Raw genomic sequence first — 14,698 nt, forward strand, 5'->3', positions numbered from 1 at the left:
ACTTGAAGCGAGTAACGGATAAAGATGTTGCGATTATTATTTTAAACTGGAACGCTTATGACGATACGTTTGAATGCTTAAAGTCGCTAGAGCACTTAACGTACCCTTATTTTCACGTGTTTTTAGTAGATAATGCCTCACAAGATGGCTCATTTGATAAACTTCAACAAGATTACAACGATGGGAAATTTCATTTATCCATTACATTCATTCAAACCGGAGAGAATTTAGGGTTTGCTGGTGGAAATAACGTCGCAATCAGAGAAGCGTATAAGCAAGGGTATCAATATTTTTGGCTCTTAAATAACGATACAGTAGTAGATCCAAATGCACTCACTCCATTGGTAGAAACGTTAGAAAACGACAAACAAGTAGGGATTGTTGGTTCCAAGATTTACTACTACGGGACGAACAAAATCTGGTTTGCGGGGGGCAAGGTCAATACCTGGACAGGGAAGACAAAGCATATAGGAATTAAAGAAGAGGATGTAGGGCAGTATGATCAAGTAAAAGAAGTGGATTATATAACGGGGTGTAGTTTGGGGTTCAGGAGAGAGGTGCTGGAAACGGTAGGGTATATGTGTGAGGATTATTTTTTGTATTATGAAGAGACGGATTGGAATGTTAGAGCTAATCAATATGGATGGGAAATTAAATATGTTCCGCAATCTCGCGTACATCATAAAGTATCGGCATCTTCAGGTGGAGAAAAAAATCTATCTCCAATTGTAGCCTTTTATGATATTCGGAATGGGTATTGGTTTGTCAAGCGGACTCAAAAAAGAAAATTGAAGACTTTTACGGCTTTCTGTTATGCATACTATAAGGCATTAAAAAAACTCTTAAAAGTATTTATTATGAATCAGAATAAAAAGTGGAGAAGATTATTGTATATCCATCGAGCGTTAGTCAATATCGGTAAATAACCGTTTTTTATGCAATTTTTGATCCTTTACCAAAAGTTGTACTTTGACTATTCCAGAACATACCTTCCTTGCACTCACAAAGAAATTTGGATGTGAATCTATGTTAGTGAATTTGTTTCACTACAGTAAATGATATTTGGAAGAATGGTTTGAACTTTTTTCTCTCCTGTCAACCTTGGTGATTTGATGTTGTTTCAAATACGTTTTTGATACAAGCATTATTGGAAGAGGATAAAATTATGAAACATCTTAACAGTGCCTCTAAAAGAGATTATTTTTTATTTTATTCACTATTATTTTTTTTATTAGGGTTGTGTTTTCCTCTTAAACTTGAGATGTATAAGATTTTTTCTGAAAAATATTTTTATGACTCTTATAAAATTTTATATTTAATGCGTTCCGGGGTTAATTTAGGTGATAAGGCTTTCGATTTCAGTGCTAAATTTTACAATTTTTTAAATATATTTAATATTTATATCTGGGATGTATGGGCCTTAATTCTAACTTTTATAACCGTATTTATTCTTTTATTATCAATGTCTTTCATAAGAATACCAAGAATGGATTTGCTTTTGGCGTTTTGGTTGCCAATGTCAATAGTATTATTGGTGATTTATGTTACTCATATTAGTAAAGAGTGGATTACATTTCTATTCTCCCTCCTGTTTTCAGTGGTCTTAAAAAAAATGAAGAGTAAAAAATTGTTTTTGGTCCTGTGTATTTTGATATTTTTATATTCTTATTTTTTTCGAACTTATTTCGGGTTGGTTTTTATATATTTTTGTATCTTCTTTATGTTTTTCAATCATAAAAAATCTAGACTTTGGATAGCATTAATTGTGATTTTTATTTTAATTGTGGTTCCAAATAAATATTTGTTCGGAATATTCTACATTAGAGAAGATTTAAATTATTATCGAATGGGTTCTGTAGATGCTCAAACTATAATATCAGATGTGCTCATTTCAAATAATAATTTTATAATGTTTTTTAATTATTTACTAAATATCTTTAGATTGCTATTTCCTTTAGAGATAATGTTTGTGTCGCTAAATATAAAATATGTTTTTTTTGTCATATATATGTTATTAAACTCATACATTATTTTCTTCAATATTAAAAACTATAATAAATTGTCAACAACACAAAAAAATATACTCATTTTTTTGCTAAGCATAATTGCTGTCCATGGTATTTTCGAACCTGATTATGGCTCGTATATAAGGCATTTTATATCATACTTCTTTATTATCTATCTCAATGTTTTAATTTATATTCATTTGAAGTTTAATAAGATTAATTTGAGAGATTGATATAGGTAGAGGCTTTTACGCTAAGCAATAGAGCCTTTATATAAGTTTCTGTAGATGAGCATTTTTGATTACAATAATTTCCATGTTCTGAGAGGCAAACAGGGTACCCCTTAGGCGACATGGAGCTGTTTTTTGATCACATCAATGGGAATATCTTGCCTATTTTACCCAAGGAGTCCGGTTCATGTCTCCTTTTTTGTTTGGTTGTCAATTTATGTTAGTGAATTTGCTCATCTACAGTAAGTTTGAAAATTAATCTATATACCCGTGGTGCTAGTTGAGTCTTAACGCTCAACTAGCCCAAGAACAACAAGCGAGTAAGCCAGTAAAATACCATCCAGTGCCGTTTCAAATCCAGAAACCGAGTTCGCTCGAATCTCGGTGATCCGATACGAATCGACTAAAATCGAAAACACGGTTTCCACCACTTTGCGTTTTCGCTTCATCCACTGTTTCCATGCGTCCGATTGGCGAATTCGCTGATTTTTTCGAACGGGCGTCCAAAAAGCGACTCGGTGCTCTTCGTACAGCTTCTTTTGCAGCTTTTGGCTGATATACCCTTTGTCACCGAGGTTATACGATCGTTGAGCCGATACAAAAAGCAAAATCGATGCATATTGTTTTGGAAGTTTAACACGATCTGTTGTAAAATGAAAGTGCTCTTGCATGGGAACTTCTTCTTTTGATGTTTGGTTGCACTTTCATTTTAAGGAGATCCTCATGCAAGGGCTATTTTTTATGCTTGTCTGATTTTATCTAGCACCACGGGTATCTATATACATCCAAATTGACATCTTAATCTCTGATTTGTGCAGCACATCCGGTAAGGGGAGCACCTCATTTGGATGCTGTAAGATCTATTGTTCACAGCATGTAGGGGCAGTATAATCATGAAAAAGGGTTCATACAGAAGTCATTACTTTAATTTGATGCAAAAAAGCTTTCACCATATACATGCCCATTAAAAGATTAACCTTCGTATAACCAGTGCCCACTCCGGTTATCCTGTTTCGAAGGAAACCAATGGAAAAGGAGCGGGATCATTTATGAAACGTCCGCGCATCACCAACGATCACGGATGGACACCTCGGACACTTCGCAAACAGGAACGGAAAATCAAAAATGCCCTTCTTCGCCAACGGGTGATGGCGGTTCGCCTGGTCATGGAAGGCTATTTGGGCAAAGAGGTGGCCTCCATGGTCAACGTGTGCCGACAAACCGTTTCCCATTATGTGTCGCTGTTCAACGAAGGCGGTCTGGAGCTCTTGCTTCATCGGGATTTCGCCCCCGGGCGGGAGCCGTTTCTCACCGAAGAACAGCAGGAAGAGATCAAACAGCTTGTGTTGACCACCACTCCCGTGGGAACTGGGCTGGGACGTCGCTTCGACGTGGAACACCAAACTCCTGCAATCCTATGTCGCCAAGCAATTCGGTGTTTCCATTTCCCGCGAAGCGCTGCGAAAACTCCTGCACCGTCAAGGTCTGTCATGGACTCGCCCGACGTACACACTGGCGAAAGGAAATCCGGATCGACAAAAGCAATTGGAAAAGCAAATGGATCTGATCAAAAAACTTGATCACCAAGGAGACAGAAGATGCCGTTCTTCTGTACATCGATGAAACCCATATCCGCTCTTACCATGTCTTGCGGTCCACATGGTCGGAAGTCGGCCGCCAAAAACAAGTGCCGGCGTTCGGCCATCATGCCCACGTATCGCGGTTTGGCGCGGTCAACATCCACGATGGTGAAACGGTGCTTCATCCAACGACCGCTGCCCATGCCGCGACGTTCTTGGATTTCTTGAGAATGCTTAAAGAGCGCGATCCAGACCGTCTCATCATCTTGGTGTTGGATCACGCCCGCATTCACCATGCCAACATGGTCAAGGAATTTTGGCGGGAAGAAGGGCAGTGTTTTCACTTTCTTTCCCTTCCTCCCTATTCGTCACAGCTGAACCCGATTGAACGCTTATGGAAATGGCTGAAAGACACCGTGATCGCCAATGTGTTTCACCAAAATCGAGACGATATCGTCCAGGCCATTGCTCGGTTTGTGGACGACATCCACGAACGTCCGGAGGAAGTGCTGCAGCGCTTAGGATGTGCAGGATAACGGAAAGGCTAACTCTTCATGTTGTATGTATATAATTTTGGGTAACCAACACTCGTGATAATTAACAGGTGAATAAAAATGAACATTTGTCTAATTTGTATTAATTCCTCGAGGAGTGCAATAGGAGATTCTTTTAAAAGTCTATGTAATAATTTATCAGAAAAAAAGAACATCTATATAATTAAAAGCTTTTGTTACAACGATTCAGAATTTGATTACGAAAGTCACAGAATACTAAGTGTTAATTTTGATAAAAGAGACAAGAATATTTTTAAAAAAATTGATTCATTAATAAAAATCAAAAGATTTATCAAAGAAAATGATATTCAGCATTTATTCTTTTATTCGGATAATCCTTTTAATTCTTTGGTCAAGATATTGAATAATAAAATTGATTACAGTTTTTGGTGGCACGATCCCAAACCTCATACAGGTGTTAAATTATTAAATAAGATCTTGTTTAAAATCAATGAAAGTGTGTTGTTAACAGGTAAAAGGCTTAATAATATATTTGTAGCTAGTAACTATCTAAAAGAATTGGCAGAAGAAAATCCTTTGACTGATTCGAAAAAGATAAAAGTAATTTACCTACCTTATATGGAAGAAATAACATCGTTAGTTCAGGAGGAAGTACCATATGATAAAAGGTATTATGATTTTATATTTTTTGGTCGAATTGAGCAATACAAAGGATTGGATGTACTAGAGCAAGCTTTGTATAAGTTACATATAAACGGAATTGATTATAAAGCATTAATTGTTGGTCCTGGAAATCTTAACAATTGTACCAATGGTCTTCTCATGAAATTAAAAGATAAAGTTGAAGTTATTAATAAATATGTATCTAATGATGAGTTAGCTAAATATATTCTTAATAGTAGAGTTGCTGTGTTTCCTTATAGGGATTCGACAGGTACACAAACAGTGCAAACTGCTATATATCTCGGATGTATTGTAGTAGCAACTGATACAGGTAGTTTTAAAGAGTACCTTTCAGTGAAAAGTCCTATATTAGGATATGTAATAAAACCTAATGATAGTAATGAGTTATATGAAGTTTTACTTAATTTTTTAGAGAATGATATGACTTGCGGGAATAACAAAAGTACCATCGATGAATTTTTTCATCCTAAAACCATGGCATGTAATTTATACAGTGCCATTCATAACAAAAATAGGGATTAGACGGTCTCTGTGTGTTTGGTTGGTGAAGAGACCGAACGAATGAATGTTAGAACAAGGGTGCGCGGTACATTGATGATCGGAAGATCATCGATCTGAAGTTTCCAGTACGGTTTTTGGATGGATTCGTCTGAGCTCTCGAGATTCAACAATTTTCTCAATATCACACCAATCAAATATACAATCAAGCAAATAGTCTAATCAATGAGGCAACAAAGCTTGTTATCCCTTTGTTTTGGATGCTAAGTGTGTGACTGCTTTAGTGATGGCTGGAAACGACGGCAGTGGCAAGCTTTTTTGCGTTTAGCCGTTGAAACTCAAGGGAAAATCGCGAGTGTAGAGGATAAACTTTTGACAATGCCACATTTCTAGAGGAAGGGTGAAAAATTGGAGAAGGTAAGACTACTATATATATGTGAAGCTATGGGTGGAGGAGTGCGGAGACATCTTTTGGATATTATTAAAAATATTGATTTAGGTTCGTATGATATACATCTAATTTATGGAAAAAAAAGAGCTGATAAAGTATTTTTTGATAACATTCCAAATTTAAAACGAAAAGGTATCCATCTGTATGAACTTAAGGAATTAGATCGAGAAATATCGATCAAAAAAGATAGCAAGGCATTAATAAAAATAATGAAAATAATTAATCGGATTAATCCTGATATTGTTCATTGTCATAGTTCGAAAGCTGGAGCATTAGGTAGAGTTGCAGCCTACTTATGTGGCATTAAAAATATAATTTATACTCCACATGCGTATATAGCACAGTCACCGAATCTTTCCCAAACAAAAGTAAAGTTTTACGTGGGGTTAGAAAAAATATTTGGTAAAATCACAAAAGTAACTATAAATGTTTCTGAAGGGGAAAGACAGTTTGCCCTACAAAGTGGAATAGTTACAACTAGCAATAGTATGGTTATTTATAATGGCATATCTAAAAAAGATAGATCAAAAAAAATTCAGAAAAAAAACAGAATAATTATTGGGACAGTTGCAAGACTGTCCGAACAAAAAGATCCTATTACGTTCTATAACATAGCTAAAAATATAGTGTCTAAATATGACCCTGTGGATTTTCGGTATGTAGGAGATGGACCTTTTTATGAAATATTAAAGAATAAAATTGAAAAAGATAATCTTCATAAAAGAATTCAATTGGTTGGCTTTAAAAACAATATTTCTGGTGAACTAGCAGAATTTGATATTTTTATTACAACTTCCTTATATGAAGGGATGCCATATGCACTTATTGAAGCACTTTCCCAAGGATTACCTATTGTTGGTACTAATGTAACCGGAAATAACGAAATAATTTTCCATGATATAAACGGTTACTTATTTAATATTAAGGATGTCAATGGAGCAGTTCAGATTTTAGAATTTCTAATTAATAATCCACAAAAAATTAAAAGTTTAGGTGAGCAGAGTTATAAAATTTATATAGAAAAGTTTACTATAGACAAAATGATAGAAAAACTAGAAAAAACGTATGAACAATTTAGAAGAAGGTGAATGCTGATGAAGATAATTTTACTTTCCGGCGGCTCGGGCAAACGCCTTTGGCCCCTATCGAACGACGCACGTTCAAAGCAATTTTTAAAAGTGCTAGAAAATCAAAATGGTGAGTTACAATCAATGGTGCAGCGCGTATGGGGACAATTAACAAATGTCGGCCTAGCTGATTCCGCTGTGATTGCGACAAGCAAATCCCAAGTGGATATGATTCAAAGCCAATTAGGACAAGATGTCCCGATGATCATTGAACCGATGCGGCGCGATACGTTTCCAGCGATCGCGTTAGCATCGGTTTATTTGTATAGCGTTGAAGGAATTGGTTTAGATGAAGTCATTGCGGTGTTGCCTGTCGATCCGTATGTTGAGGATCGTTTTTTTGATAGAGTGAAAGATTTAGAGGAAACTGTGCTCACGAGTGGGGCTGATTTGGCGTTAATCGGTGTCGAGCCAACGTATCCATCAGCGAAGTACGGTTATATTGTTCCCGCTTTTAAATCTAGTGATGGTCATTATTTAAAAGTGATCCATTTTACAGAGAAGCCAACCGAAGAAAAAGCAGCAGAGTTAATCAAGCAAGGTGCGCTTTGGAACTGCGGGGTGTTTGGGTTTCGGTTGGGTTATGTGATTTCGTTATTGAAGGAGAAGGGATATTCTGTTCAATATGAGGAATTGTTGGTGCAATACAATGAACTGCCGAAAATCAGCTTTGACTATGAGATTGTTGAAAAGACGAAGCATATTGTCGTGTTGCCGTATGATGGGTATTGGAAAGACCTTGGCACGTGGAATACGTTAACCGAAGAAATGGGGACCAACCAAATCGGCAAGGGGATTGTGGTGGAGTCGGAAAACACCCACTTGATTAATGAGCTTGACATTCCTGTCGCTGTGCTGGGAGTGTCCAACGCCATTGTAGCGGTAAGCCCGGACGGAATTTTAGTCGCCGATAAAGCAAAAAGCCCGAAGATTAAAGACCTCGTCAATGGGTTTGATCAACGTCCGATGTATGAGGAACGCCGCTGGGGCTGGTATCGGGTGCTGGATTATACAAAATTCGAAGACGGTCGGGAAGTATTAACAAAACGGATTGGCGTGGCGGCAGGAAAAAATTTAAGTTATCACATGCATCGCTATCGAAGGGAAGTATGGACGATCATTCGAGGTGAAGGGGAATTTGCGTTGAATGGTGAAATTCGCCGCGTGAAGTCGGGGGATGTGCTTGACATTCCAGTTGGCATGAAACATGGGATGAAGGCGATTACGGACTTAGAGTTGATTGAAGTGCAGATAGGAACACCATTAATGGAGGAAGATATTATTCGCATTTTTATGTCATGGGATGAGATTGAGCAGTTTTGTCGTTATGCGAGGTGATTTTTTAATAAAATGTCGAAAATTGCTATATCTTAATTGCCAACTTGTGATAAAATAAAGAGAGAAATTAACTTTACTACTATGAATTTCAATTTTCTGTTGCAATTTGGTCGGGATATGGGGGAATCGTTATGATTCGAGGACGAGAACGATTTTTGACAAAGGTTTATGCTTCGATGGATTTTGCGATCGTTCAGTTCGCATTTATTCTATCATGGGTGATAAAGTTTCATCTATTTCACGATGGGACTGATGCCCATTTGCCATTGAAAAATTATTGGTTTTGGAGCCTCATTTATGGTGCGATTGCTGTTTTAGTGGGATATCTTATAGAATTGTACAAATCGAAACGAAAGCAGAAGTTTTTGAATGAATTAGCGAAAGTATTGCAAGTACATACGCTGAGTATGTTTCTATTATTAAGCGTATTGTTTACGTCGAAAACGGTTGATATCTCAAGGATATTTCTCTTGCTGTATTTTATATGGAACGTCACGCTTGTCTCGACATATCGCTATATAGTGAAGCAAAGTCTTCGTCAATTACGAAAAAAGGGGTATAATAAGCAATTTGTCCTAATTGTTGGAGCAGGATCGATCGGAAGGAAGTACTTTGAAAATCTCCAAATGCATCCGGAATATGGGCTTGAGGTCGTCGGGTTCTTGGACGACTTTCGGACAAAGCATGAGCCGCGCTTTGCTCACTATAAACCTATTATTGGGAAAGTATCGGATTTGGAACATATTTTGATCCACCAGTTAATTGATGAAGTGGTTGTGGCGCTCCCGTTGCAAGCCTATCCCAAATATCGAGAGATTATATCGGTTTGCGAGAAAATGGGAGTGCGTGCTTCGATTATTCCTGATTTTTATGATATCCTTCCAGCTTCGCCTCATTTTGAATTGTTTGGCGATTTGCCGATCATCAATGTGCGGGATGTGCCGTTGGATGAATTGCGAAATAGAGTGCTGAAAAGATTATTTGATATTCTGTTTTCACTGCTGGCTATTATCTTAACGGCCCCGCTGATGATTGCCATTGCCATTGGAATCAAGCTGACTTCGCCAGGTCCAATTATTTTTAAACAAGAGCGGGTTGGATTGAATAGAAGGACGTTTTATATGTATAAATTTCGTTCCATGAACCATATGCCTCAGTCCGTTTCCGATACTCAATGGACAGTCGAAAACGATCCGCGTCGGACGAAATTTGGAGCGTTTTTGCGGAAAACAAGCTTAGATGAGTTGCCTCAGTTTTTCAATGTCTTGAAAGGAGATATGAGTGTAGTTGGCCCACGGCCTGAGCGTCCTTATTTTGTTGACAAGTTTAAAGAAGAAATTCCGAAATATATGATTAAGCATCATGTCCGTCCAGGGATCACTGGCTGGGCTCAAGTGTGCGGCTGGCGTGGTGACACATCGATTCGTGCGAGAATTGAACATGATCTTTTTTATATAGAGAACTGGAGTTTATGGCTAGATATTAAAATCATTTTACGTACGATTACAAATGGTTTGGTGAATAAAAATGCCTATTAGGATTCCCGTGAACGGGTGTACTTATGTGATTGGTGACAATCCATTGAAGAAAGTCAACATTATACTCCCCGCCGCGAAAGTTAGGCAATACTTGTGTAAATTAGCACATTATTTCAGAATCACTTTTTCAAATTATTTCAGATGGATTCTGAAATAATGTGCAAAATTTTTGCGGATTGTTCCGGATTTTGCACATTCTTTCGGAATGTTTGCACGCTCTTTCAGATGAAGATTTCCAGCGTGCCTGATGGACCGATGAAAAAGAGAAGGCACAAAAGAGGCCGATTCGGCCCCTTTCGTGCTAATACCCCATTTCCTCTGCAGCCATGCGCACCACTTCTTCGTCAATGACGTCCTTTTTCAGCTGATGCCCGTACAGCAGGCACGTCGTGGCCAACGTGTTGATGACACGGGGCCAACCACGTGATTGCAGGGCAATCGCCTCTAACGCCGATGGAGTGAAGATCGGATGCTTCGCCCCAGCCTGTTTCATCCGATGCTCGATGTAGCCCGCCACCTCTTCCTTCTCCAGCGGCCCCATCCGGTACCGCATGATGATCCGCTGATCGAGAGGGCGGTGCTGATTGAGCCGCAGCTTCCCCTGTAAATGGGGCAGCCCGGCCAACATCAAGACAAATGGGTTGGTCGAATCCATCTCAAAGTTGAACAAGATGGCGATGTCCTGTAAAAAGGCATCCTTTGCTAAATGCATCTCGTCCAACATGAACACCGGCGTGATCCGTCGTTCATGATACAAACGCTCGATCGCCTGCTGGATTTGGCGGAAGAGGTCTACCTTGCGGTACTTCGGTTCCTCTCCTAATCCCAAGGCCAGTCCACGGTAAAAATCCATCACGCCTCCGGTCGATAACGGGAAGTAGATCACATGATACAACGAAGGGGACAACGATTCCTTCCACGCCCGAAGGGCGAACGTCTTGCCCGCCCCCGGCTCTCCGATCAACAGCCCGATCCCCCGGGTTCGCTTCACGTACTCCAGCGCCCGCAACGCTTCTTGAAACGCCGCCCCTTGATACGCCTCGGACGGGTCGGTTTCTTTCGCAAACGGCTCCCGCGAGAGGGAATAAAACGTTTTATACATCCTGTTCGCCCTCCTTCGCCGAAACCGCCGCAAACGGCGACCGGTGGCGCTTCACATAGGCATTGTCCTCCAAACGCACCCGAATGGCTTCTGCCACCTGTTTGCCATCTTCGTACACATAGACGCCTCGTTCATCATAGCGGAGCTCAATCGATTGCCCAATGAACCGAGGCGGCACTTCATATAGCTGTTTATTCAGGGTGATCGTGCCATCGGCTTTCACCTTGCGGTGCTCCCGTTTCAGAAAAATCGCATCCAGCCAATCGCCATCTTCGATGAACGACACGAGATGCACTTGCGATTGAAACACCTCATGCGGCGTTTTTCCGTCCAGTGAGGCGTGCGGTTTTCGATGATACTCCTCTTCAAGCCACTTCCAAAAACGCTCGTTCAACTCGTCAAGCGATTTCGGCGGATTCAGCTCCAACAGTGGATAAAACCGTGTCTGTACGGTGCGGAAGAACCGTTCGATTTTTCCCTTGCTTTGCGGGTCATACGGCTGGGTGTGGATGAGTGTAATCCCCATCTCGGCGCACGCATACTGCAGCACCTCGGACCGATAAATTTTCCCGTTGTCCGAGTAAATGCGTTTCGGCTTCCCGCAACGAAGCACCGCTTCCTTCGTGACGATCCGCAGCCCGTCAAACTTCTCCGAAGGGAAAAATTGGGCATATGGCACTAACCGCGAGCAGTCATCGATATACGCGATCAAAAACGTTTTCTGGGCTTTCCCATGGACGCGAATCGTGGGTCCATGGGATAAGTCCCCTTGCCATAGCTCATTGATCTGGTCATACGCAAAACGCTTTCGCTCCGGCATCGGCAAGATTTCTTTTCCGTGTGAGTAAAATATTTGTGGGTGACATTCCGAAATGATCCCCGACGAGGGTTGCGAACTTTTGTTCGCGACGCTCGTCGGGGCCACCAAGCGAAGCGCGGTAGAAAAAAGCAAATGTCATGCAAAAAGGACTCTCTCCCTGCTATGATGGTGATTGTCAACATCAACCGAAAACAGGAGGGAGAGAGTCCATGAAACATCTTACCACAGAATGGCCTTTATTAAAAGAGCTGGAGGAACAATTAGTCAGAACTCTTCAAAAGGTGTTCGCTGTCTTGTTGGCGGCCCTTTTGGAGGAGATTGATCAACAACTGGCGGAAGCGCGGGACAAGCGCCGGTATCAGCTGAAAGACAAACGGCCGACTACGATCCAAACGCTGTTTGGGGAAGTGACGTTCCGACGGAACTACTACTATGATCGACAAACGGGGGCGTATACGTTCTTGCTGGATGCCGAACTGGGCTTTGATGGAGCGCAGTCGATCAGCCCTTGCCTCGAGGAAACGGCGGTCGAGTTGGCCGTCGAGTGCTCTTCCTACCGCAAAGCGGCTCGCACGCTGGAGTCGATCGTGGGGTATGCGGTCCTCAGCCACGAGGCGATTCGCCAACTGGTGCTGGAGGCCCCTGTCTCGCTGCATCACCCTGTTTCCAAACGGCACGGCCGGGTGCTGTTTGTGGAGGCCGATGGACTGTTTATTTCCCGCCAGGGGAAAGGGAAACGGGCGAAAGAAGAGAAAATCCTGGCGGTTCACGAGGGATGGAGACGAAACGGGTCGCAGCTTGAGCTGGTGAACCGGCGCCACTACCTCCATGAAGGGACGGGGGACGTGTGGGAACAGTTTGAGGAGTGGCTGATGAAGGAATATGCCTATGATCCGTGCCAAGACCTGTTGGTCATCAACGGCGACGCGGCGTCGTGGATCACGGCCTGCCGGGAGTATTTTGGGAAGCGGGCGTGCTTTCAGCTGGATCGATTTCATGTGGCGCGGGAGCTGCGTCAGTGTCTGTCCGGCCATCCGCGTTGGCGGGAGGTGCGGAAGAAGCTGGCGAAACAAGACGAAGAGGGGCTTCTCGTGGAGCTGAACAGCGCGGTCGGCACGTTGGAGGACGAAGCGAAAGAGAAGCAGATGGCTGCCATGATCCGCCGGATCGAGTCGATGCCGGGATGCATCCGGGACTATCGGGAGTGGCTGTCGGAGCAAGGGGTGGAGACGACCGGCATGCGTCCGATGGGCCACGCCGAGAGCGTGATGAGCCGGTTTGCGCATCGGGTGAAATCCCGCCGCAGCTGGAAAGACCAAGGGCTTCGGGCGTTTCTGAGGGCGATGGCAGCCCGAATCGACGGGATTTGGCGGAGAAATGGGCAGTTGGTGGAGGAAGAAGAGACCCGAACGGCGGCCTCGGCCTCAACAAAGTCCAAGCGGATCGAACAGGCCAAACGGAAGGCCGGACGGTTATGGGCAGATGTGGTGCGTCAGAATCTACCGTGTCTGCAACAGTCATCCGGGACGCCGATCCATCAAGCGTTGTCGGCGCTCCGGGATGGTGGTTGGGTGTAAAAAAATGGAATATCGTATCATCGCCTCAAGATGAGGGATGAGAGTCCGAAAGCGCTTACGATATGAATTCCTGAAAATGGTTCGCTAACTATATACATGCAACATGAAGAGTTAACTTCTCAGTCATCCTGCACACCCTAAGCGCTGCAGCACTTCCTCCGGACGTTCGTGGATGTAGTGGACAAACCGAGTAATGGCTTGAATGATATCGTTGCGATCCTTGTGAAATACATTGGCAATCACCGTATCTTTCAGCCATTTCCATAAGCGTTCGATCGGGTTCAGCTGTGGCGAATAGGGAGGAAGGTAAATAAAGTGAAAACACTGCCCTTCTTCCTGCAAAAACTCCTTGACCATTTTGGCATGGTGAATGCGGGCGTTATCCAACACCAAGACCATGAGACGGTCCGGATAGCGCTCTTTGAGCATTCTCAAGAAATCCAAGAACGTCGCGGCATTGGCAGCGGTCGTTTGATGAAGCACCGTTTCGCCATCGTGGATGTTGACCGCGCCAAACAGCGATACGTGGGCATGATGGCCGAACGTCGGCACTTGTTTTTGGCGGCCGACTTCCGACCATGTGGACCGCAAGACATGGTAAGAGCGGATATGTGTTTCATCAAGGTACAACAAGACCGAATCAGGATCCATTAAGTTTTTTTTTATGAAGTCGATCTGTTTCTCAAAATTCTTTTGTCGATCCGGATCGCCTTTCGCCAATGTGTAGGTCGGCCGTGTCCACGACAGCCCTTTGCGGTGCAGGAGTTTTCGCAACGCTTCGCGGGAAATGGAAACACCGAAGTGCTTTTCGACATAGGATTGCAGGAGTTTGGTGTTCCACGCCGAAGCGACGTCCCAGCCCAGTTCCGCGGGAGTGGTGGTCAACACAAGCTGTTTGATCTCTTCCTGCTGTTCTTCGGTGAGAAACGGCTCCCGCCCGGGGGCGAAATCCCGATGAAGCAAGAGCTCCAGACCGCCTTCGTTGAACAGCGACACATAATGGGAAACGGTTTGTCGGCACACGTTGACCATGGAGGCCACCTCTTTGCCCAAATAGCCTTCCATGACCAGGCGAACCGCCATCACCCGTTGGCGAAGAAGGGTGTTTTTGATTTTCCGTTCCTGTTTGCGAAGTGTCCGAGGTGTCCATCCGTGATCGTTGGTGATTTTGAGACGTTTCATGCAGAATTCCGCTCCTTTTCCATGCTTTTCCTTAGGAGCAGTATAACCGG

General features: G+C 42.6%; 10 protein-coding genes and 3 pseudogenes. 9 read left to right on the plus strand and 4 right to left on the minus strand.

The annotated features are described in order from the left end of the window. Positions 1–2: 2 nt before the first annotated feature. Positions 3–926 carry a glycosyltransferase family 2 protein gene (locus NSS88_RS10070; protein ID WP_025949790.1) on the plus strand — a complete coding sequence of 308 codons (924 nt, stop codon included), beginning with the start codon at positions 3–5 and terminating at the stop codon, positions 924–926. 1,597 nt (positions 927–2,523) lie between these two features. Here the strand turns inward: NSS88_RS10070 and NSS88_RS10075 are convergent. After that, positions 2,524–2,817: pseudogene (locus tag NSS88_RS10075) on the minus strand (transposase); the annotation flags it as partial. 585 nt (positions 2,818–3,402) lie between these two features. On the opposite strand from NSS88_RS10075, the pseudogene NSS88_RS16755 reads away from it, so the two are divergent. From NSS88_RS16755 to NSS88_RS10105, 7 genes and pseudogenes are all read left to right on the plus strand, one after another. After that, positions 3,403–3,501 (plus strand): annotated as a pseudogene (locus tag NSS88_RS16755) (hypothetical protein); the annotation flags it as partial. A 178-nt stretch (positions 3,502–3,679) separates the two neighbouring features. Continuing rightward, positions 3,680–3,859, plus strand: a complete 180-nt coding sequence (locus NSS88_RS16760; protein ID WP_425268994.1) for a winged helix-turn-helix domain-containing protein — start codon at positions 3,680–3,682, stop codon at positions 3,857–3,859. Then, positions 3,813–4,352: an IS630 family transposase gene (locus NSS88_RS10085; protein ID WP_053915469.1), complete on the plus strand. Its 540-nt coding sequence runs from the start codon at positions 3,813–3,815 to the stop codon at positions 4,350–4,352. The genes NSS88_RS16760 and NSS88_RS10085 overlap by 47 nt, the downstream gene beginning before the upstream one ends. A gap of 78 nt (positions 4,353–4,430) precedes the next feature. After that, positions 4,431–5,537: a glycosyltransferase family 4 protein gene (locus tag NSS88_RS10090; protein ID WP_025950806.1), complete on the plus strand. Its 1,107-nt coding sequence runs from the start codon at positions 4,431–4,433 to the stop codon at positions 5,535–5,537. Positions 5,538–5,921: 384 nt separating this feature from the next. Beyond that, a complete protein-coding gene (locus tag NSS88_RS10095) occupies positions 5,922–7,052 on the plus strand; it encodes a glycosyltransferase family 4 protein (RefSeq protein WP_341084291.1) in 1,131 nt (376 codons plus the stop codon). 6 nt (positions 7,053–7,058) lie between these two features. Beyond that, positions 7,059–8,429 (plus strand): sugar phosphate nucleotidyltransferase, encoded by a 1,371-nt coding sequence (locus NSS88_RS10100; protein WP_025950808.1) that lies wholly within the window; start codon positions 7,059–7,061, stop codon positions 8,427–8,429. Positions 8,430–8,560: 131 nt separating this feature from the next. Beyond that, positions 8,561–9,967: an undecaprenyl-phosphate glucose phosphotransferase gene (locus NSS88_RS10105; protein WP_025950809.1), complete on the plus strand. Its 1,407-nt coding sequence runs from the start codon at positions 8,561–8,563 to the stop codon at positions 9,965–9,967. 301 nt (positions 9,968–10,268) lie between these two features. Here the strand turns inward: NSS88_RS10105 and NSS88_RS10110 are convergent, their stop codons facing one another. Both NSS88_RS10110 and NSS88_RS10115 read right to left on the minus strand, forming a co-directional pair. Further along, on the minus strand, positions 10,269–11,069 hold the full coding sequence (locus NSS88_RS10110) for an ExeA family protein (protein WP_094248674.1): 801 nt from the start codon (positions 11,067–11,069) through the stop codon (positions 10,269–10,271). Then, positions 11,062–11,907: pseudogene (locus NSS88_RS10115) on the minus strand (DDE-type integrase/transposase/recombinase); the annotation flags it as partial. The gene NSS88_RS10110 and the pseudogene NSS88_RS10115, both read right to left, overlap by 8 nt. A gap of 191 nt (positions 11,908–12,098) precedes the next feature. Here NSS88_RS10115 and NSS88_RS10120 point away from each other — a divergent pair. Continuing rightward, positions 12,099–13,466 (plus strand): ISLre2-like element ISGsp3 family transposase, encoded by a 1,368-nt coding sequence (locus NSS88_RS10120; protein ID WP_341084296.1) that lies wholly within the window; start codon positions 12,099–12,101, stop codon positions 13,464–13,466. Positions 13,467–13,589: 123 nt separating this feature from the next. Here NSS88_RS10120 and NSS88_RS10125 read toward each other — a convergent pair whose 3' ends face one another. Next, positions 13,590–14,648, minus strand: a complete 1,059-nt coding sequence (locus NSS88_RS10125; RefSeq protein WP_339239467.1) for an IS630 family transposase — start codon at positions 14,646–14,648, stop codon at positions 13,590–13,592. Positions 14,649–14,698 lie beyond the last annotated feature (50 nt).

The organism is Geobacillus sp. FSL W8-1251 (assembly GCF_038005945.1).
GTDB lineage: Bacteria > Bacillota > Bacilli > Bacillales > Anoxybacillaceae > Geobacillus > Geobacillus stearothermophilus.

Coding starts and splice junctions, on each gene's coding strand:
- NSS88_RS10090 (WP_025950806.1), top strand. CDS start 4,431: ATGAACATTTGTCTAATTTGTATTAATTCCTCGAGGAGTGCAATAGGA.
- NSS88_RS10105 (WP_025950809.1), top strand. CDS start 8,561: ATGATTCGAGGACGAGAACGATTTTTGACAAAGGTTTATGCTTCGATG.
- NSS88_RS10125 (WP_339239467.1), bottom strand. CDS start 14,648: ATGAAACGTCTCAAAATCACCAACGATCACGGATGGACACCTCGGACA.
- NSS88_RS10120 (WP_341084296.1), top strand. CDS start 12,099: ATGAAACATCTTACCACAGAATGGCCTTTATTAAAAGAGCTGGAGGAA.
- NSS88_RS10110 (WP_094248674.1), bottom strand. CDS start 11,069: ATGTATAAAACGTTTTATTCCCTCTCGCGGGAGCCGTTTGCGAAAGAA.
- NSS88_RS10100 (WP_025950808.1), top strand. CDS start 7,059: ATGAAGATAATTTTACTTTCCGGCGGCTCGGGCAAACGCCTTTGGCCC.